General features: G+C 58.7%; 18 protein-coding genes. 2 read left to right on the top strand and 16 right to left on the bottom strand.

All coding sequences use genetic code 11. The annotated features are described in order from the left end of the window. Positions 1–240: 240 nt before the first annotated feature. The 15 genes from J2129_RS10110 to J2129_RS10180 all read right to left on the bottom strand — a co-directional run bounded on the left by J2129_RS10110 (position 241) and on the right by J2129_RS10180 (position 16963). Positions 241–1275, bottom strand: coding sequence for an ABC transporter permease subunit (locus J2129_RS10110; RefSeq protein ID WP_209630744.1), 1035 nt, complete (start codon positions 1273–1275; stop codon positions 241–243). After that, on the bottom strand, positions 1272–2282 hold the full coding sequence (locus J2129_RS10115) for an ABC transporter permease (protein ID WP_209630745.1): 1011 nt from the start codon (positions 2280–2282) through the stop codon (positions 1272–1274). The genes J2129_RS10110 and J2129_RS10115 overlap by 4 nt, the downstream gene beginning before the upstream one ends. Then, positions 2279–3298 carry an ABC transporter permease subunit gene (locus tag J2129_RS10120; RefSeq protein ID WP_209630746.1) on the bottom strand — a complete coding sequence of 340 codons (1020 nt, stop codon included), beginning with the start codon at positions 3296–3298 and terminating at the stop codon, positions 2279–2281. Before J2129_RS10120 ends, J2129_RS10115 begins: the two co-directional genes overlap by 4 nt. Positions 3299–3329: 31 nt before the next feature. Then, positions 3330–4376, bottom strand: coding sequence for an ABC transporter permease subunit (locus tag J2129_RS10125; RefSeq protein WP_209630747.1), 1047 nt, complete (start codon positions 4374–4376; stop codon positions 3330–3332). Next, the gene (locus tag J2129_RS10130) at positions 4373–5476 is read right to left on the bottom strand and encodes an ABC transporter permease subunit (protein ID WP_209630748.1); all 1104 of its coding nucleotides are present in this window, start codon (positions 5474–5476) and stop codon (positions 4373–4375) included. The genes J2129_RS10125 and J2129_RS10130 overlap by 4 nt, the downstream gene beginning before the upstream one ends. After that, on the bottom strand, positions 5473–6603 hold the full coding sequence (locus J2129_RS10135) for an ABC transporter permease subunit (RefSeq protein ID WP_209630749.1): 1131 nt from the start codon (positions 6601–6603) through the stop codon (positions 5473–5475). Before J2129_RS10135 ends, J2129_RS10130 begins: the two co-directional genes overlap by 4 nt. Further along, positions 6600–7685, bottom strand: coding sequence for an ABC transporter permease (locus J2129_RS10140; RefSeq protein WP_209630750.1), 1086 nt, complete (start codon positions 7683–7685; stop codon positions 6600–6602). Before J2129_RS10140 ends, J2129_RS10135 begins: the two co-directional genes overlap by 4 nt. Continuing rightward, positions 7682–8794 (bottom strand): ABC transporter permease subunit, encoded by a 1113-nt coding sequence (locus tag J2129_RS10145; RefSeq protein WP_209630751.1) that lies wholly within the window; start codon positions 8792–8794, stop codon positions 7682–7684. Before J2129_RS10145 ends, J2129_RS10140 begins: the two co-directional genes overlap by 4 nt. Then, positions 8791–9705, bottom strand: a complete 915-nt coding sequence (locus J2129_RS10150; protein WP_209630752.1) for an ABC transporter ATP-binding protein — start codon at positions 9703–9705, stop codon at positions 8791–8793. Before J2129_RS10150 ends, J2129_RS10145 begins: the two co-directional genes overlap by 4 nt. Positions 9706–10613: 908 nt before the next feature. Then, positions 10614–12062: an NEW3 domain-containing protein gene (locus J2129_RS10155; RefSeq protein ID WP_209630753.1), complete on the bottom strand. Its 1449-nt coding sequence runs from the start codon at positions 12060–12062 to the stop codon at positions 10614–10616. Then, complete coding sequence (locus J2129_RS10160) at positions 12059–13153, bottom strand: ABC transporter permease subunit (RefSeq protein ID WP_209630754.1); 1095 nt, start codon at positions 13151–13153, stop codon at positions 12059–12061. Before J2129_RS10160 ends, J2129_RS10155 begins: the two co-directional genes overlap by 4 nt. Next, positions 13150–14064 (bottom strand): ABC transporter ATP-binding protein, encoded by a 915-nt coding sequence (locus J2129_RS10165; protein WP_209630755.1) that lies wholly within the window; start codon positions 14062–14064, stop codon positions 13150–13152. The genes J2129_RS10160 and J2129_RS10165 overlap by 4 nt, the downstream gene beginning before the upstream one ends. 728 nt (positions 14065–14792) lie before the next feature. Continuing rightward, positions 14793–15005, bottom strand: a complete 213-nt coding sequence (locus J2129_RS10170) for a hypothetical protein (RefSeq protein WP_209630756.1) — start codon at positions 15003–15005, stop codon at positions 14793–14795. Between the two features lie 600 nt (positions 15006–15605). After that, positions 15606–16697: an ABC transporter permease gene (locus J2129_RS10175; RefSeq protein WP_209630757.1), complete on the bottom strand. Its 1092-nt coding sequence runs from the start codon at positions 16695–16697 to the stop codon at positions 15606–15608. Beyond that, positions 16694–16963, bottom strand: a complete 270-nt coding sequence (locus J2129_RS10180) for a hypothetical protein (RefSeq protein WP_209630758.1) — start codon at positions 16961–16963, stop codon at positions 16694–16696. Before J2129_RS10180 ends, J2129_RS10175 begins: the two co-directional genes overlap by 4 nt. A 163-nt stretch (positions 16964–17126) precedes the next feature. On the opposite strand from J2129_RS10180, the gene J2129_RS10185 reads away from it, so the two are divergent. Together J2129_RS10185 and J2129_RS10190 are read left to right on the top strand one after the other, a co-directional pair. Next, the gene (locus J2129_RS10185; protein ID WP_209630759.1) at positions 17127–17834 is read left to right on the top strand and encodes a hypothetical protein; all 708 of its coding nucleotides are present in this window, start codon (positions 17127–17129) and stop codon (positions 17832–17834) included. A gap of 5 nt (positions 17835–17839) precedes the next feature. Next, entirely contained in the window at positions 17840–18550 is a 711-nt protein-coding gene (locus J2129_RS10190; protein WP_209630760.1) for a winged helix-turn-helix transcriptional regulator, read from the top strand. A 313-nt stretch (positions 18551–18863) separates the two neighbouring features. Here the strand turns inward: J2129_RS10190 and thiC are convergent, their stop codons facing one another. Continuing rightward, positions 18864–20153, bottom strand: coding sequence for a phosphomethylpyrimidine synthase ThiC (gene thiC / locus J2129_RS10195; RefSeq protein ID WP_209630761.1), 1290 nt, complete (start codon positions 20151–20153; stop codon positions 18864–18866). Positions 20154–20166 lie beyond the last annotated feature (13 nt).

Consider the following 20166-nt stretch of genomic DNA (forward strand, 5'->3'; position numbering starts at 1 on the left):
CAACCCCTGTGAACCGAATCCATCGCCTTCCCTCATGCTCACGCCGGGGGGTAGCACCCCTGACCCCCCGGGATTGCGATTGGGACGGGAAGGCGGAGAGATAACCATGAAGAGGGGGTTGCAATCCGTCACCTATCTTCGCGCGGGGGGTTTCGGGGGGCGGCCAGCCTCCCGGCGAAGAGAACCATCAAGATGATTTCTACAAAGCCAACTGATGATAAAAATGGGGAGATGCGCCTCTCACCGCAGGTCCATCCGCGCGAACTTCACCCATGCGAGCCCGAAGAAAAACGCGGGCATGACGAGCATGGCGATCAGGGCGGCGAAGATATACCAGGAGTTCAGGAGGACCGAGAGGATGGTTCCTGGACTATAGTCCTGCATGCCGTCGTCGGCGGGAGGAAGTGCCGTCACTGCAGCGGTGGCCGCATTATAGATCCACGCGGGCGAGATGATCATCGTCGCGGTGATCAGGGTGTTGCGTGTGTTCCAGTAGGCCTCGTTCTCTGCATCATACTCATCGAGGAGAGCAAGACTCTCTCCATATGAGACATCCGTTGAATAGGCTTCTTCGGGACATTCCGGCGGTTCGCCAAGGACGGCATCGAGGACCAGGGGATTGTAGGCGAAGAACGGGAGGATGACGGCGACGAGGACGAGGACGATGAGAGAGGAGAGGAATGCGGTACCGCTCTCCGATGCGATCGTCGAGAAGAAGAGGGCGATCATGAAGAAGGTGGCGATGAAGAGGACGGTGAAGAGCCCGAAGATGAACGTCTGTATCGTCTGGATCGGGCTGAGGACAGTCCCCCCGATGAGCAGAATCGCACAGCTCACCCCGAGGGCGATCGCGACGGCGAGAGCGATGGCCGCGACCCCGCCGAGTGCCTTGCCGGTGATCACCTCGTCGCGATAGATCGGGTGGGAGAGGAGGATCTTCAGCGATTTACTCTCTTTTTCACGGGTCACGAGATCGAACCCCATCGCGATCCCCATGAAGGCGCTGAACGTCGCCGTCATCATCTCGATCAGATGGAAGATCACCGTTACCGAGGGTTTCGAGGAGGCCGTCGGATCGGGGGGTGCGTCGTCCCCGGAGACGACCGTCAGTGCGTCGTGGTATCTATCAAGGCTCTTGTGGAACTGGATCATGCCCGAGAATGCTCCCGTCCCGGTGATGATCAGGATGACGGCAAGGAGCGCGAGGAACCGTCTGCTCCTGAGATGGTCGCGGAACTCCTTGCCCGCGATGGTCCTGAGCGTCTGGACCCTCATCGAATATCCTCCCGTGCAAAGCGCACCCATGCCAGCCCGAAGAAGCCCGCCGGGAAGACGAAGAAGACGACGATGTGTCCGGCAAGCATCCCGAAGAGATCGGCAAGAGACTGATGACGCTCTTCTGATACATGGAGGGCGGTGACGGCACCGGTGAGTTTCTGGTAATTTTTGTCTGGCGAGAAGAGGGAAAGCGTATCCTTGACCGCCTGACGCTTCTGTTCGTGGGCGATCTTCTGTGTCCGGTATTCCTCCCACAGCCTATCTTTTTCGATCTGTTCCTCAGGACTCAACATCCTGTCACTTGAGGGCGGTCCGGGGGGGTAGTCGCCGATGAGCAGATTGAGTGCCGGGGTGGAGATGATCAGCGACGTCAGGGACGAGAGGGTGATGAAGACGATGAACGCCGAGACCAGGGCGCTCCCGCTGTTTGGGGCGACTGTCGAGAAGAAGAGGGCCAGGACGAAGAAGGAGAAGACCATGAGAAATGAGAGCCCGGTGAAGAGGAGGATCTGCACGCTCTCCTCGAACGAAGGGACGGCCCCGAAGATGAGGAGGACGGCAAGGGCGAGGAGAAGCACGATCCCCATCGCGAGGGCGATTGCGCCAGCGCCGCCGAGTGCCTTGCCGGTGATCACCTCGTCGCGGTACACCGGATGAGAGAGGAGAAGTTTGAGGGATTTGCTCTCTTTTTCCTTCGTCACGAGGTCAAACCCCATCGCGATCCCGAGCACCGCCCCGAGTGTCCCGATGAGAGAACCCATCTGGGCGAAGGCAGAGAGGGGGGAGGGTTTTGTGCCGATGGCCCCGGCCTGGAGTTCTTCTCCGCTCACGTCCACCTGGGCCTGGTTGTAGTCGTCCAGGTCGTTCTGGTACTGGACCATCCCGGCGACAAGACCGGTGAGGCCGATGATGAGGAGGATCCCGAAGAGGATATGGAACCGTCTGCTCCTCACATGGTCGCGGAACTCCTTGCCCGCGATCACGTTGAGGGTCTGGACCCTCATCGAATATCCTCCCGTGCGAACCGCACCCACGCAAGCCCGAAGAAGCCCGCCGGGAGTACGAGAAGTGCGATCAGGTGGTGCGAGAGATCGGCGATCATCTCGAAGAGTGCGGAGATTCCGGGCTCTTCAGTATCATCAGAGATATCGTCTCTGTTACGGTCATCCGGTATCATGGTCTCAAGGATCTGATCATAATTCCAGGACGGTGAGATGAGCATCGCCGTGCGCATGAGAGTGTTTCGTGCGTCATAGTAGGCTTTAATCTCCGTCTCGTACTCCGCGATCTCCTCTGCATCGGACTCTTCAGGAAACTCAGGAGGTTCGCCAAGGATGGTGTCGGTGACCATGGGGATGGTGAGGATGAGCGGGATGACGAGCATGGTGACGACGACGAGGGCGAGGGAGGCGACAAGGGCCATCCCACTATTTTTTGCCACGGTCGAGAAGAAGAGGGCGACCACGAAGGGTGAGAAGATGAAGAGGAAGGTGAACACCCCGAAGAGGAGCACCTTTATCATCTCGACAGAACTGAGCACGACCCCACCGATGAGCAGGACGGCGAGGGCGATACCTACGGTGATGGCACCCGCGAGGGCGATGGCCCCGGCGCCGCCGAGAAGTTTCCCGGTGATCACCTCGTCGCGATAGATGGGATGAGAGAGGAGCATCTTGAGCGACTTGCTCTCCTTCTCTCTGGTTACGAGGTCGAACCCCATCGCCAACCCGAGGAAACTCCCGATGATGGCGGTCATGGACCCTATTTGTTCGAAGACTTTCATGATCGAGGGACGTGAAGAGGAGGGGGGGTATCTGGTGCTGACGGGCTCTTCTTCACCGGACGCGAGCACCTGCGCTTCATTGTATTCGTCCAGGTCTTTCTGGTATTGAACCGTCCCGGCGATCATCCCGAGACTTGCGACGATGAGGAAGACGGCAAGGATCGTGAGGAAACGCCTGCTTCTCAGATGGTCACGGAATTCTTTGGCTGTGATGATGCCAAGGGCCTGCGTCCTCATTGCAGGTCACCCCCTGCGCTGGAATACGCCGTCATCTAACATCCTCCCGTGCGAACCGCACCCAGGCAAGTCCGAAGAAGATCATCGGGAAGGCGAGGAAGGCGATTATGTTCCTGATCAGGTCGGGACGGGTGGAGGAAATGGGGTTGTTCACTGGAGAGAGGATCTCCATGTAGTTTTGATAGGGTGAGACGAGAGTTGCGATGCCGTCGACGGTATCGCGTCGCCAGGAGTATGCCTCATAGGCTTCTTCATAGGCTTTCATTTCTTCACTACCGGGATCGAAATCTTCAAACCCGATCCTCTGAACTTCTATGACTTTTGAAGGATCCTCTGGATCCTCTATGGTGACTGTCTCAGTCTCGGTGGGGTAGTCGGGGGGCTCAGGTGATTCCCCGATGAGCAGGGCGGTGACCGGGCCACCGTTGCCGATGGTCGGGACGACAGCGTAGAGGATGATGATGAGAAGGAGGGATGATACAAGGGCGCTCCCGCTGTTTGGGGAGACCGTCGAGAAGAAGAGGGCGATGGAATAGAAGGAGAAGATGAATAAGAAGCCCATCCCTCCACCAAGTGCAATCCTGAGACTCTCGTCAGGACTCGGAACGATCCCGGAGATGAGGAGGACGGCAAAGCTGAAGACGAGGATGATCCCTGTCGCCAGGGCGATTGCCCCGGCGGCGCCGAGGGCCTTGCCGGTGATCACTTCGTCGCGGTAGACTGGATGAGAGAGAAGCAGTTTGAGCGACTTGCTCTCCTTCTCCTGGGTCACCGAGTCAAACCCCATCGCTGCCCCGAGAAAGATCCCGACGAAAGCGGTGGCTATATAAAACTGGCTGAAGCCAGAGAGGACGGTGGGTTTGGGGGGCGGGGAAGTGGTCCGGGGGTCGTCCGCCTCCGGCGCCGCTATCTGTGTCTCCTGATATCGTTCCAGACTCACCTGGTACTGGCTCACGCCTCCGATCAATCCCAGCACGGCGACGATGAGCATGATCGCGAGGAAGAGGTGGAAGCGCCCGCTCCTCACATGGTCTCGGAACTCTTTGCCCGCGATTACGCTGAGGGGGTATCCCCTCATCTGATGTCCTCCCGTGCGAACTTCACCCACGCAAGCCCGAAGAAGACCGCGGGCATCACGATCAGGGCGATGATGTAGTGCGCCAGTTCTCCGATGATGGCCGCGAGGATCTCAAGCCCACTCTGGGGGAGGTCTTCGGGCCGGTCAAAGGAGTAGGGGTCGTCGCTCAGCATCGAAGCGGCATACCCTGGTTCGGTGACGGCCAGCGTCATCTCCTGATAATTTTTGGAGGGCGAGAGCAGGTTGACGGTGTCGATGAACGCACGTCTCTTCTCCCAGTAGGCCTGCGACGCCTCCTCGTACTCCTTCCATGCCTCCTCGACCTCACCGCTGATCTCTATGGGCATGGGCCTGACCATGACATTGAAACTTCCAGTCGGTCCTCCCACCGTCTCAGGTGGATCCGGCGGTTCGGGTGCCTCGCCGATGACCGCCTTCTGGACCGTCTGGTTGGTGGCGACGGCCGGGACAAGGACGGAGAGGACGATGAAGATGATGAGGGTGTAGATGAGGGCGTTGCTGCTGCTCTCCGCGACCGTGGACATGAAGAGGGCGATCGCGAAGTATGAGAAGACGAGGAGAAACGAGATGACGCCGAAGATAAGGATACGCGCACCCTCGTCGAAGTTCGGCACCACCCCGAAGATGAGCAGGATCGCAAAGGAGACGAGGAGTACGATCGCCATCGCAGCGGCGATCGCGGCGGTCCCGCCGAGGGCCTTGCCATTGATCACCTCGTCGCGGTAGATCGGGTGGGAGAGGAGCATCTTGAGCGACTTGCTCTCTTTCTCGCGCGAGATCAAGTCGAACCCCATCGCACACCCGAGGACGATCCCGACGGTGGCGATGAGGTCTGACATCCGGTTGAAGGCCGAGAGGATGGAAGGTTTCCACCAGAAGATGGCGTGCATCATCTCGTCGTCGGTCTGGGCCAAGTTTTCGTTGTAGCGGTCGATCTGTTCCTGATAGTTCACCGCACCGTCGATGAGCCCGACGACGGCGATGACCAGGAAGATCGCGAGGATGATGTGGACCCTCCTGCTCCTCACGTGATCCCAGAACTCCTTGCCCGCGATGATCCCGAGGGCCCTGGTCCTCATCGAATGTCCTCCCGTGCAAATTGCACCCACGCGAGCCCGAAGAAAGCGGCGGGGAAGACAAAGAGGGCGATGATGCGCTGGGAAAGTCCGCCGAGAAGTCCGAAGAAGGTGCTGAGTCCGTCCTTTGGTTCGGTCATCGGGTCGAACAGAGCGTTCTCGCCCTGGTGCTGCCTTGCCGCTTCAAGCCCTGGTTCGGTGACCGCGAAGGCGAGGCGTTGATAGTTCTGGTCAGGGGAGAGGAGTGTGAAGGTGTCGGTGATCGCCGTGCGCCTCTCCCAGTAGGCCCTGGACTCTTCTCTGTACTCTTCCATCTTCTCCTGGTACTCTTCCTGGTCGAACGCCACTTCGGTGGGTTTGTCTGAGATCACCGTGGTACCGCTCCCCGTGCTCCCTGCCTCGGTGTCAAATGTATAGGTAAATCCAGGAGATTCTGGGGGTTCGGGCGGGTCGCCGATGAGGAAGGTGATCGCCGGGCCTGAGATGACCAGTATGGTGACCGCGGAGAGGGGGACGAAGAGGACGAGAGTGAGGACAAGAGCGCTCCCGCTGTCCTTTGCCACCGTCGAGAAGAAGAGGGCGAGGATGAAGAAGGAGAAGACCATGAGAAATGAGAGTCCGCCAAAGATCAGAACCCGCACCGTCTCCTCGAACGAAGGGACGACCCCGAAGACGAGGAGGACGGCAAGGGCGAGGACGAGCACGATCGCCATCGCGAGGGCGATTGCGCCGGCGCCGCCGAGCGCCTTGCCGTTGATCACCTCGTCACGGTAGACCGGATGAGAGAGGAGAAGTTTGAGCGACTTGCTCTCCTTCTCTCTGGTCACGAGGTCGAACCCCATCGCGCACCCGAGCACCGCCCCGAGTGTCCCGATGAAGTACGCCATCTGGGTGAAGCCCGAGAGTGGCGAGGGTATCATCGATGCAGGCATCTGTGCACGTGCTTCGTCGCTCACGTCCCCATAAGCCTCGTTGTAGGTCTCCAGTTCTTCCTGGTACTGGGCCATCCCTGAGGCCAGACTGACGAGGGCGATGACCAGGAAGATCCCGAAGATGAGGTGGAACTTCCTGCTCCTCACATGATCCCGGAACTCCTTGCCCGCGATGGTCTTGAGTGCGTGTATCCTCATCGAATGTCCTCTCGTGCAAACCGCACCCAGGCGAGTCCGAAGAAAGCTACTGGTAAGACAAGCATGGCGATGATGTTCTTTGCAAGGGCTCCGAGCAGTCCGACGAAGATCGCAAGCCCGCTCTCAGGGAGGGTTGCGTAAAATTCCTTGGTCTCTTCCCAGTCCAGGTAATACGCTCCGGAGACCATTGCTGCCGTGCCGCGTGGATCTGCCACCGCCCTCACCATCTCCATATAATTTCTTGTGGGGGAGAGGAGGTCGGTCGTGTCGTGAAGACCCTGCACTTTTATCTGGTACATTCTATTTTTCTCCTGGTACTCGTCCCAGACTCGTCTATGTTCCTCTACGTCGGCGAAGGTGGAGGGGCCACCCATCTGGGGGGGTTCTGGCCGGTCACCAAAGAGGGCATTGATCAGGGCACCATTCCCGGCAAGGGACGGCAGGAAGATCCCGAGGACGATAAAGATTGCAAGGGATCCGATGAGGGCGTTCCCGCTGTTTCGGGCGACTGTCGACATGAAGAGAGCGATAGCGAAGAAGGTGAACACCCCAAGGAAGGAGATGACGCCGAAGAGCAGGATCCGGACTGTTTCCTCAAAGTTCGGGACGATCCCGAAGACAAGCATCAGGGCAAGGGAGACGAGGAGCATGATCCCCATCGCGAGGGCGATTGCGCCAGCGCCGCCGAGTGCCTTGCCGGTGATCACCTCGTCGCGGTAGACCGGGTGGGAGAGGAGGATCTTAAGCGATTTGCTCTCCTTCTCCGCGGTGATGAGGTCAAAACCCATCGCGATCCCGAGCACCGCCGCGACTGTCGAGAGCAGATAACCTATCCTGTTGAAAGCCTCTAGGACTGATGGTTTCCCCTCATAATAATGGTATGATAAGTCATCTTCTCCTTCTGAAGCGGCCACCTGCATCTCATTATACCGTTCCAGGCCCTCCTGGTACGAAAACGCTCCGTCGATCAGTCCGGCGACCGCAATGATGAGCAAGATCGCAAAAAGAGTTCGGAATCTCTTGCTCCTGACCTGGTCGCGGAACTCCTTGCCCGCGATGATCCTGAGGATACCGGTTCTCATCGAATGTCCTCCCGCATGAACCTGACCCATGCGAGCCCGAAGAAGGCGGCAGGGATCACGAGGAGTGCGATAACGTTCTTTGCAAGGGCTCCCATGAGACCCCCGAGGATCGCAAGCCCGCTCTCAGGGAGGTCTTCGTAGATGTCTGGAGAATAACTCCCGGCATTCTGAACTGCAATGGAAATTCTTGGTTCGGTCACGGCCATCGCCATCTGCTGGTAGCTGTGGGAGGGCGAGAGCAGGTTGACGGCATCGGTGAAGGCACGTCTCTTCTCCCAGTAGGCGTCCGACTTTTCTCTGTACTCTTCCCAGGCCAGATCAACCTCAGAGGGTTCTCCCACTTCTCCTGTCGACGAGGCTGTCGAGGAACTTGAGACCGCGTATGAGCTGAGATATGGTCCATGTATGTGAGGGGGTTCAGGTGGTTCTCCGATGACGGCGTTCATCACACTCTCATTGGCGGCGATGGCCGGAATGAGGGTAGAGAGTACGATGAATATGATGAGTGTGTAGATGAGAGCGTTGCTGCTGTCTTTTGCGACCGTGGACATGAAGAGGGCGATCGCGAAGTACGAGAAGATGAGCAGGAACGAGAGTCCTCCGAAGAGCAGGATGCGTACGCTCTCGTCAAGGTTCGGGACGATCCCGAATATGAGGATGATCGCAAAGGAGAGGACGAGCACGATTCCCATTGCAAGTGCGATGGCGGCGATCCCGCCGAGGGCCTTGCCATTGATCACCTCGTCGCGATAGATCGGGTGAGAGAGAAGGATCTTGAGGGACTTGCTCTCTTTCTCGCGCGAGATGAGGTCAAACCCCATCGCACACCCGAGGACGACCCCGACGGTGGTGATGAGCATGGACATCTTGAAGAAGGCCGAGAGGATGGATGGCTTCCACCCAAAGTAACTGGGCATTATCTCGTCGTCCGAGACCTGGGCCAGGCGGTCGTTGTAGTCGTCGATCTGCTTGTTGTACTGGATCGAGCCGTCGATGAGGCCGACGACGGCGATGATCAGGAATATCCCGAGGAGGATGTGGAACCTCCTGCTCCTGATATGGTCGCGGAACTCCTTGGCGGCGATGACCCTGAGGCCCCCGCTCCTCATGTCATCCCCTCACCCACCTCATAATATGAGAGGAATACGTCCTCGATGTCAGGGTGTTCTGCCTCCAGGCTTCTGATGGCGACCCCTGCTTTGGCGAGGGTGTCTGCGAGTTCGTCCCTGATGTCGACAGTGGCGACGAGTCGTGCACGGTGGCGGTTCTCGGCGAACTCTGCGGCGACGAGCGCCGGACTCTGGAGGTCCGGCATCGGGGTGCGGGTCTCGATGTGGATGACGACTTTTTCGTCACCGCCGACGCGGGCGAGTTCGTCCCAGGTGCCGTGGGCGACGAGTTTGCCGTGGGCGAGGATCCCTGCCGAAGTGCAGACCTTGCTCACCTCAGAGAGGATGTGGGATGAGACCAGGACGGTGGTGCCCTGGTCTGCCACGTGTCTGATGATCCTCCGATAGTCTGCGACGCCCTGGGGGTCGAGGTTGGCGGTGGGCTCGTCGAGGATGATGGCCCTGGGATGGTTGATGAGCGCCTTGGCGATCCCGAGCCGCTGTCTCATCCCCTTCGAGAACCCGCCGACCTCCTTGGTGACCCCTTCGAGCCCGACGAGTGCGAGGAGTTCTTGAATCCGTTCTTTGCGCTCCTTCCCCATGCCATAGAGTTTCGCCGAGTACTCGAGGTTCTCCTCGGCGGTGAGCGTCGGGTAGAACCCGACATCTTCGGGCATGTATCCGATCTTCTTCTTCACCTCGATGGGGTGGGTGGCGACCTCGAGGTCGTCGATATAACAGGCGCCTGAGGTGGGCTCGATGAGCCCGGTGAGCATCAGGATGGTGGTGCTCTTCCCGGCGCCGTTCGGCCCGAGGAGGCCGAAGACCTCACCCTCGGGCACCTCAAGGCAGAGGTCGTCGACGGCAGGAACGCCGTGGTAGACCTTGCAGAGATGTTCACAACGTATCATGGTCCTTCACTCCAATAGTCTGGTTTGAAGATCCATAGAGGTCCATTTATAAAATAGGTTCTGTGACAATCCTCTACATGTCAGCGCAATCCTGTACGGGGCGATGAGAAGAAAAAATAATTTTTTGGCTCTGTAGAAATCCTCTTGATCGTTCTCTTCGCCGGGGGGTTGGCCACCCCCCGGTCCCCCCGCGTGAAGATAGGTGGCAGACAGCAATGTCCTCCTTATAGTCGTTGATGGTGCCTTCCCGGCCCTATCGTGATCCCGGACCCCCACGACGAAGATAGGCGGGGGCGGCGATGAAACAAGGTTCCCGCCGGTTCTCCATTCTTGAAAAAGAGAGAGAAAGCAAGCGACGAGATTTTTTCATCGCGTATGGGGTCCGGGGATAGCGTCCCTGGCCAAAGGGGTAGGAAGGCGGGGGACACCCGTCTCCCCCACACAATAGGCGAGGGTTTCTACAGAGCCGAAGTTTTTGTCACTCTCTCTCGCACCTGGGGCACTGCCCCCGGACCCCCGGGATGGCGATAGGGGGAGGATAGCGTCTTTTATAATCACGAAGGAGGAATTACTGTCCTCCTCCCTATCTTCTGCGGAGGGAACGGGGGGCGGCAGCCCTCCGGCGGAAGATACCCATTCAAAATTCTTGGAAAGGAGTGTTTCAATTCAGGACTCAGAGGGGTTTGGGATATGCTCATTAAGAGATATTCTACAAATCCGGTAATTTTCATCTGGTATGCGTGAGCCAGGGGGTCATGCCAGATTCTAAAGAGTTGTATAAGCGTAGACCAGGAGAGATCAAGAAGAGGGATGGTCGTCCCGTATGCGTTTTTTGTGCGCAAAGGACGCGAGGGAGGCGGTCGGCCCCCCTCATTCGTGCCCTGGATAAGATCCACCAGAGCAGAGGTTCAACGGCGCTGGTATTTCCTGAAGTAATACCAGACCCCGCCAGCGATCCCGACCAGCAGGAGGACACCCAGGACGGCCGCAAAGGACTGTTCCTTCACGACGATCCTGAAGTCCTCCTCCTGTTCACCCTGGTCTGAGATCACCTTGACGCTGACCTTGTAGTCAGAGGCGACGATGTTGGAGGGTGGGGCTACCGTCACCTTCACGGTGTCGCGCTCTCCTGGCTGGAGACTCGTGATGTTGGTCGGAGTCACCGTGGCGCTCCATCCCTGGGGGGCCATCACTTCAAACCCGATACCGGTGAGCGCACCCGCCGTGCCGGCGTTCCTCACCCTGAGATCGAAGGTGACCGTGCCGCCCATGTCGGTCTCATAACTGTAGCGGTCGGCCGAGACCCGCATCTCATAACTCCCACGGATCTTTGCGGTCAGTTCGTCTGAATACTCACCTGCCGAGGAACCGATGAGGGCCTGGAACGAGTAGTCCCCTGTGCCGGTACCGTACGGGGGGATCGCCTCAAGATAGAGTTCCTTCTCCTCGCCGGCACGCAGGAATATCTCTGAGAGATCGCCCGGGGCATTGGCCGACTCCTTGTAGCGTGCGTACCAGCCTTCAGGGAGGTCTTTTGTGGAGAGGAGGTAGTTGTCGTCACCGGTACCCGCGTTTTTCAGGTTGAGTTCGAAGATCGGGTTGCGCCCCACCGGCGAGGTGATGATCGGGGACTTGATGGTCATCTCGGCGGCGTACGGCGACTTCTCCAGCATCACGGTCCCGGCGTCGGTGGTGATCCCGCACTTCACCTTGACGTCTTTCTTCTCGGCTCCCTTGTACCCGGCCTTCTCGATGACGAGGTCATAGATTCCCTGGGGGATGCCTGTGCTGATCTTGCCGTCTGCGGTGGTCGTCACCTTGTCGAAGGGCTCGGCATGTTTGTCTTCATAGACCTCGACGGTCGCGCCCTTCACCTTCTCGCCGTCCTTGTCGGTGACGGTGAGGTCGAGGGTGCCGAGTTCATTAGCATGGGTCTTGGAGATGTCCACGTGGAGCCAGATCGACCCGGTGCCGACATGGGCCTTCAGCGGGTACTCCCCGACCCTGGTGTCGGCCGCGGTCTCGACCTCCAGGGTGACGGTCTTTGTCGCACCCGGTGGGATGGAGACCTTGTTCACCTCAGTCTCGCCGTCGACGAAACGCATCTCCCAGTCTCTGCACCCGACAAAGGACTCCGTCCACATCTCCATATGGTCTGAATTTCCGTTGTTGGTCACGGCGAGCGAGAAGGTCGCCGTCTCCCCGGCCTCGATCACCTGGCCGGGGAAGTCGCAGTGAATGGAAACGGTTCCGCCTGCCGCATCATCCAGGGCCGCCGCAGGAGCGGCAACCAGGAGGGGCAGGAGCATGAGGACGGCGCAGAAGGCTGCAAGCCTCTGTTCAATTTTTTCTTTCATCTAATATCCTCCCGCATAAATCTGATCCATGCGAGCCCGAAGAAGGCGGCAGGGATCACGAAGAGGGCGAGAATGTTCTTTGCAAGGTCTCCTATGAGATCTCCGAGGACTGCGAGTCCGCTCTCAGGGGGCTCGTCATACGGGTCATTAAAGCCGTAACTCTGGAGGGTGACGGCAAGTTGTGGGTTGGTCAGGGCCATCGCCATCTCCTGGTAGTTGTAGGAGGGAGAGATCAGGTTGACGGTGTCGGTGAAGGTATGTCTCTTCTTCCAGTATGCATCTGACTTCTCCTCGTACTCTTCCCAGGCCAGATCGATCTCAGAGGGCTCTTCCAGGCCCTCGACCGGTGCTGAGATGACTACGCCATTGGCAGAAAATTTATCATCCATATTAGGGAATTCTGGGGGTTCTCCGATGACGGCGTTCATCACACTCTCATTGGCGGCGATGGCCGGGATGAGGGTAGAGAGTACGATGAAGATGATGAGGGTGTAGATGAGTGCGTTGCTGCTGTCTTTCGCGACCGTGGACATGAAGAGGGCGATCGCGAAGTATGAGAAGATGAGCAGGAACGAGAGTCCTCCGAAGAGCAGGATGCGTACGCTCTCGTCAAGGTTCGGGACGATCCCGAAGATGAGGATGATCGCAAAGGAGAGTGCGAGCACGATTCCCATTGCGAGTGCGATGGCGGCGATACCGCCGAGGGCCTTGCCATTGATCACCTCGTCGCGGTACACCGGGTGGGAGAGGAGGATCTTGAGGGACTTGCTCTCTTTCTCGCGCGAGATCAGGTCGAATCCCATCGCACACCCGAGAACGACCCCGACGGTGGTGATGAGCATGGACATCTTGAAGAAGGCCGAGAGGATGGAGGGCTTCCACCCGAAGTAACCGGGCATTATCTCGTCGTCCGAGACCTGGGCCAGGCGGTCGTTGTAGTCGTCGATCTGCTTGTTGTACTGGATCGAGCCGTCGATGAGACCGACGACAGCGATGATCAGGAAGATCCCGAGGAGGATGTGGAACCGCCTGCTCCTGATATGGTCGCGGAACTCCTTGGCGGCGATGACCCTGAGCCCTTCGGTTCTCATGCGGCCTCCTCGGTGGCATGGTAGTATGAGAGGAAGACATCCTCGATGTCCGGGTGTTCTGCCTCCAGGCTCCTGATCGCGACGCCTGCTTTGGCGAGGGTGTCTGCAAGTTCGTCCCTGATGTCGACGGTGGCGACGATGCGTGCACGGTGTCGGTTCTCTGCAAACTCCGCGGCGACGAGCGCCGGACTCTGGAGGTCCGGCATCGGGGTGCGTGTCTCGATGTGGATGACGACCTGCTCGTCACCGCCGACGCGGGCGAGTTCGTCCCAGGTGCCGTGGGCGACGAGTTTGCCGTGGGCGAGGATCCCAGCCGAGGTGCAGACTTTACTCACCTCAGAGAGAATGTGGGATGAGACCAGGACGGTGGTGCCCTGGTCGGCGACCTGCCTGATGATCCTCCGATAGTCGGCGACGCCCTGGGGGTCGAGGTTGGCGGTGGGCTCGTCGAGGATGATGGCCCTGGGATGGTTGATGAGCGCTTTGGCGATCCCGAGGCGCTGCCTCATCCCCTTTGAGAACCCGCCCACTTCCTTGGTGACCCCTTCGAGCCCGACGAGGGTAAGAAGTTCTTGAATCCGTTCTTTGCGCTCTTTCCCCATGCCATAGAGTTTTGCCGAGTACTCGAGGTTCTCCTCGGCGGTGAGCGTTGGGTAGAACCCGACGTCTTCAGGCATGTAGCCGATCTTCTTCTTCACCTCGATCGGGTGGGTGGCGACCTCGAGGTCGTCGATATAACAGGCGCCCGAGGTAGGCTCGATGAGCCCGGTGAGCATCAGGATGGTGGTGCTCTTCCCGGCGCCGTTCGGCCCGAGGAGGCCGAAGACCTCACCCTCGGGCACCTCAAGGCAGAGGTCGTCGACGGCGGGAACGCCGTGGTAGACCTTGCAGAGATGTTCACAACGTATCATAGATAGTTCGTCCTGTTCTGTAACTCTGAGTCATCAATTGGGACTGTATTATAAAATGAGTTGTGGCACAATCCTCTACACATTGAGATCATCCAGAAACTTCCCGACCCTGCCATCGCGGGACCGGGCGATGGAGGGGAGTTGAGAGACTTCTGTCTCTTCGTTGCGCACCCATGCATCCATCGCCTCCCTATCCCCTCGCGCCTGGGGTGGCCGGATCCCCTGGCAGGAGATATCTGTTCAGAATTTCTGGAGGGAAACGCTTCGTTTCGAGGAGATCTCCAGGCCTCAGGGCTTTGTAGAATCCTCACCTATTTCGTGGTGTGAGCGCGACCGGACCACCTTCCTTCCCATCGTCTCTTGCCGGGAGCGCGGTGTTCCCGGCGAGAGCATGAGGGAAGGCGGTTCGGTTACACTCGTATTTGCGGGAGACGAGGGTTTCTACAAAGCCGATGATTTTTTTTCTTCAGGTTTGCATGAGAGTTCGAACCCGCCATTCCCCGTTGAAACCGATACGCAGAGGATAGAAAATTCCTCAGATGGATCTGCCTGCCACCCCCACTCGTCGAATCTTCACTGCCATCTCGCGCCGGAGGCGCACCCCCTGACCTCGGGGATGGCGATAGGAGTGGGAAGGCAGAATAGATGACCACGACGGAGGAGGTGCCGTCCACGACCTATCATGTCGTGGGGGTTCGAGGGGCGGGCACGTTCCCCGCCAGAGAGAGTTATCCAGAGGGTTTACCATGAACATGATCCTGACTTTCAATTCTGGAGTTATGGATGAGAATTCGAACACACAGATCTCCCTCATAACTACTATGCGGAGAAAAAATCGCCCTCAGAACGATCAGGCCCTCTGCCTTCTCAGCTTTATCTTCGTCGTGGGGGACGTGGGGCAACGCCTCCGGCGTGAAGAGGGGGGAAGGCATGTCGATCATACGTGCCGCCCTCATCGTAGAGCCCTTCCTGCCGTCTCGCGCCGGGGGGTTGCACCCCCCGAAACCCCCCCCACGACGAGGAGAAGGAGGGAGGCGAAGTGAACTCGAACTCCACCGATTCTTCTGTCTAGATATGAGACAGCAGGTGACAAGAAATTTTCATCCAGGGTGCTTGAGATGTGTTCTCGTCTCGTGAGCAATTCTACAGAGCCTGAATATGTTCATTGTCTGGCTTTTTGGCTCTGTAGAATCTCTCACCCATTATGGGTGCACGCGTGATTCTCCCGCCTCCCCTCATGAAGCGCCCCCGGGGCGCTGCCCCCGGATCTCCGGAATGAAGATTGAGCCGGGAAGGCATATTCGAAATCCATGAAGAGGGATTGTCGTCCACGACCTATCGTGTCGCGGGGGTTTGGGGGGCGGCCGGCCCCCCGCCAGAAAGAGTTATCCAGAGGATTGAACCATGATAAAGATCCTCCACCGATCGATCAGGCCGCTGAAAACGAGGGAGAGGAGGAATATAGGATCCTGAACCATCGGGTCCAGACTGGTTCTCCGAACTCCTTGCCTGCGATGGTCCGGTCCTGATGGTCTCGGTCCTCATCGAATGTCCTCCCGTACGAAACGAATCCATGAAAGCCCGAAGAAAGCCGCGGGGAAGACAAGGATAGCGACGATGTTGCTTGCAAGGCTCCCGAGCAGAGCGAAGAGCGCGGAGAGACCATCTTCAGAGACGATTTCACCGTCTGAGACGGTCGCCGCGACAAGTCCTGGTCTGACCACTGCGAAGGTGAGTTTCTCGTAATTTCGGTCAGGGGAGATGAGGTGGAACGTATCCTCTATCGCCTGTCTCTTCCCCTGGTAGACCTTTGACTCTATTTCATACTCCTCCATCCTTTCCTCGAACTCTCCCGGCGCCATCCCTTCGTCCGACACGCCCATGATCCCGCTCCCGCTGTTCGGCCCGGTCATGAAACTATAGTCATATGTCACTCCCGGAAACTCCGGCGGCTCGCCGATGAGGAGGGTGACCCCCGCGCTCGACGTGGCCAGATAGGTGGCCGAGGAGAGGGTGATGAAGACGATGAGCGTGGACACCAGGGCGCTCCCGCTTGTCTTCGTGACCGTCGAGAAGAAGAGAGCGAGGGCGAAGAAGGAGACGATCATCAGGAACGAGAGCAGTCCGAAGATCAAGATCCGTATCGACTCGTCAAGATCGGGCACGACCCCCGACATGAGCAGCACCGCACACGAAACCCCGACGAGCAGGAAGATTGCGAGGGCGATTGCCGCGGCGCCGCCGAGTGCCTTGCCGGTGATCACCTCGTCACGATAGATCGGGTGAGAGAGGAGGATCTTGAGTGACTTACTCTCCTTCTCTCTGGTCACGAGGTCGAATCCCATCGCGATCCCGGTGACGGCACCAAGAGAGGAGAAAATCAGTGCCATCTCGTAGAAGGCAAAGAGCGGTGATGGTTTCGTGATGAGCGGGGTCTGTGCAAGTTCTTCATCACCGACCGCGGTGCGGGCCTGGTTGTAGTCGTCCAAGTCTTTATGATACTGGACCGTCCCTGAGGCCAGACCGACGGCGGCGATGACAAGCATGATCCCGAGGAGACAGAGAAACCGCCTGCTCCTGACGTGATCATGGAACTCCCTGGCGGCGATGACCCTGAGGGCCTCGGTTCTCATGCGTTATCCCCCGTGGCGTGAGAGGATGAGAAAAATACGGCCTCGATGTCAGGGTGTTCTGTTTCGAGACTCCTGGTTGCGCCTCCTGCTTCTGCAAGAGTGTTGGCACATTTGCCCCAGGTGCCATGGACAAGGATGCCTGCCTGGGTGCAGACCTTGCTCACCTCGATGAGGCCAGAGGCTCCCTCCTCGGGCACCCCCGGGCGGAGGCCTTCGACGGCATGAACACTGTGATAAGCCTTGTAGAGATATTCGCAACATATCATGGATTATTCATCTCTCATTATAATTATGAAACATCCATGGGAGTTGTATTATAAAATCGATTGTGGCACAATCCTTTACATGTCGGCCAATGGGCCAGACCAAGAGGATGTGTAAACGTCTGTGCCAGATCGTTTATTATCGGGTGGGGCAGAGATCGTACCTATGAAATGGCGGGCGCTTCTCTGGATGCTGGTGCTGGTCTGTCTCCTGATCCCATCGGTCGCCGCGGAGGATGAGCACGTCGAGACGGTAGAGATATCCATAAAGTCTGATCCCGTCCAGGTCCACGAGGAACCTGCCGAGAGTATTATTATCATCACCGATGTCGCCGCTTCCAACGATGCCCTCATCGACTCCTACCCCTCTCTCTCATATATCCATTATGCGTACAGGGTCGTCCCTGTCGAAGAAGTCGTTCTCTCGTCTTCTGAAGTCACGATGACTGAGTATGGTGAGGATATGGTCATTATACGTGACGACGCGTCTGAAGTGGCGGTGGAGACAGAAATTGTGTTTTCTCCAGGGTCTAGCCTGGAAGAGACGGTCCCAACCTATAATGTGATCAACCGCGAGGAGACTTCCAGATCGAGCGCCCCGGTCTATTATGCCCAGAAGGTGCCTGAAGGCACCAGACACCACTGGGTCGACCTCGATTGGGGGAAGGGGGAGCAAAACCTCACCCTCACTGTCTGGCACCCCTCGGGCCTGCTCGGCACCTTCAGGGATGCCGACGACGGGAAGAAGAATGGGAGAATATTCCTGCGGATCTCTGACCCGAAGGGTGTCGAGGGCGGCGCATGGTACTACCGGGTGAGCGGCCCCAGGATCCCGGTGGCCCTCAACTATACCTTCAAGACATATATCGGGTGAACCATATGGACCGACACACTGCTCTGGTTCTTCTTACTCTGGTCTTTCTGGTCCAGGGTGCCGGTGCCTATACGGTCACCTCAGGATATGATCATCCGCCGACAGGAGACCCGATCACGCCGGTGGAAGTCGCCCCCTGGGAACTCCCTCTCTATGTCCTGGTGTACAGCCTCTGTCTTGCCCCGCTTGATCTATTCACCTGGTCATCTGGCGCCTGGTTTTTCCTCCGCACTCGCCAGGCCGGGAGCGCCCTCCTCGACCATCCGGTGAGGGGTGCGATCTACCGGTGCATCAGGGCCTGCCCGGGGATCCATCTCCGCGCCCTCTCGGCCACCACCGGGACACCGATGGGTACGCTCAGGTATCACCTGGGTCTTCTCCACCAGCACCACAAGGTCACCGTCCTCCAGGAGGACGGTCGCCTGATGTTTTACGAGAACAGCGGGACCTACTCCCTGACCCAGCAGCGTTTGCTCAAGCATTTGAGAAACCCGACCACCCGACAGATCCTCTGCGTGGTCCTCAGCCACCCGGGGATGTCGCGAAAAGAGGTGGCCGGGGTCGTCGGAATCTCGGGCCCAGCAGTCCACTGGCATATGAAAAAATTGGAGGAGGACGGGTTTGTCGGAGAAGAACGCTCTGGCAGGACGACACGGTATTTTATCTCTGAGAGTGTCGCCGGCGACCTGACGATGTGGACGGCGGAAGGGGCGTAACTACACGAAAGATCTGAAGACAGTTCTTTTGTGATCCCCTCAGGAAAAAGGCACGAAATTCTAAAAAAATGGTTCTGTAGAAACCCTCACGTACCGTGAGGAGAATGTGTGTCACCCCACCTTCCTGGAGTCTCCTGCCGGGGGCGCTGCCCCCCGACCCCAGGGATGAAGATAGGGGTGGGAAGGCACATTCGATGAACCTGAAGAGAAATATGACTCCCCCATCCATCGCTTGCGCGGAGGGTCCGGGGAGGGAGCGGCCAACCCCCCGCCAGAGAGATCCATTTCCAGGATCTCTTCAGAGTCTAGTTTTTCAGTCCTTCTTCTCGGCTTCCCCTTGCAGGGCCTCGCGCACCATCTTGATCGCACAGAGATCGCCGCACATCGAGCAAGTCTCGAGGTCACCGTCACGGGCGTGGACTTTACGGGCCAGATCGCCGAACATCGCCGCCTCGAACTGCTCCTCCCAGTTGATCCGCCGGCGAGCCTGAGCCATCTTGAGGTCGGCCGCCGAAGACGCACCTTCCCCGAGTCTGACGATGTCGCCGACATGGGCGGAGACCCGCACCACCCTCGTCCCTTCGGCGATGTCGTCGATGTCGGGCAGGGCGAGGTGTTCGCTCGGCGAGACCATACAGAGGAAGTCGGCGCCGTGCATCGCCGCCACCGCCCCGCCGATCGCCCCGACCACATGGTCGTAGCCCGGGGTGATGTCGGTGACCAGCGGCCCGAGGAGGTACAGCGGCGCCCCGTCGCAGACCTCCTTGATCATCTTCACATTATACCCGATCTCGTCGATGGGCATATGCCCGGGCCCCTCGATGAAACGCTGCACTCCGGCAGAGAGCGCACGCCTCGAGAGACGCCCGAGAGTGATGTACTCGGTCGCCTTGGCAAGCCGCTCGGCGTCATAAATACACCCGGGCCGCATCCCGTCGCCGAGCGAGATGACGACGTCGTTCTCCTCCAGGATCTCAAGGAGATAGTCGTATTCCTTATAAAGCGGGTTCTCCTCCCCGGTCGCCGCCATCATGGCCACATGGAAGGCCCCGCCTCGCGAGACCACGCCCATGATCCTGGGATCGGCCTTGAGGTCGGCGAAGGCATCCTGGTTCACCCCGCAGTGGAGGGTGAGAAAGTCCACGCCCTGCTGGCAATGCTCCCTGATGACCTTGAAGAGAAGATCGGCGGTGACGTCGGCGGCTGACCCGGCCCGCCGCACTGCCTCGTAGATCGGGACCGTCCCGAGGGGTGCGTCCAGTTCCAGGATCCGTTTTCTGATCGCCGGGAGGTCGCCCCCGGTCGAGAGGTCCATCAGGGTGTCGGCACCGTTGGCAAGGGCCACCTTCGCCTTCTCGATCTCAAGGTCAGGGTCGCACCGCTCCGCCGAGGTGCCGATGTTCACGTTCACCTTGACGCTGCACCCTTCGCCGACAGCACAGAGACGGTGCGGACGGCGTGGATTTGCAGCAACCGTGATCCGCCCCCGCGTCACCGCACGGGCCGCCTGTCTGGGTGAAAGCCCTTCGTCCCGTGCGATCGCCTCGACCTCGGGAGGGACACCGTTGAGGCACTCCTTGATCAGGGTTTGCATAACACACATCTGTCGGTGTTCC

This window comes from Methanofollis sp. W23, assembly GCF_017875325.1.
In the GTDB taxonomy this organism is placed as follows: domain Archaea; phylum Halobacteriota; class Methanomicrobia; order Methanomicrobiales; family Methanofollaceae; genus Methanofollis.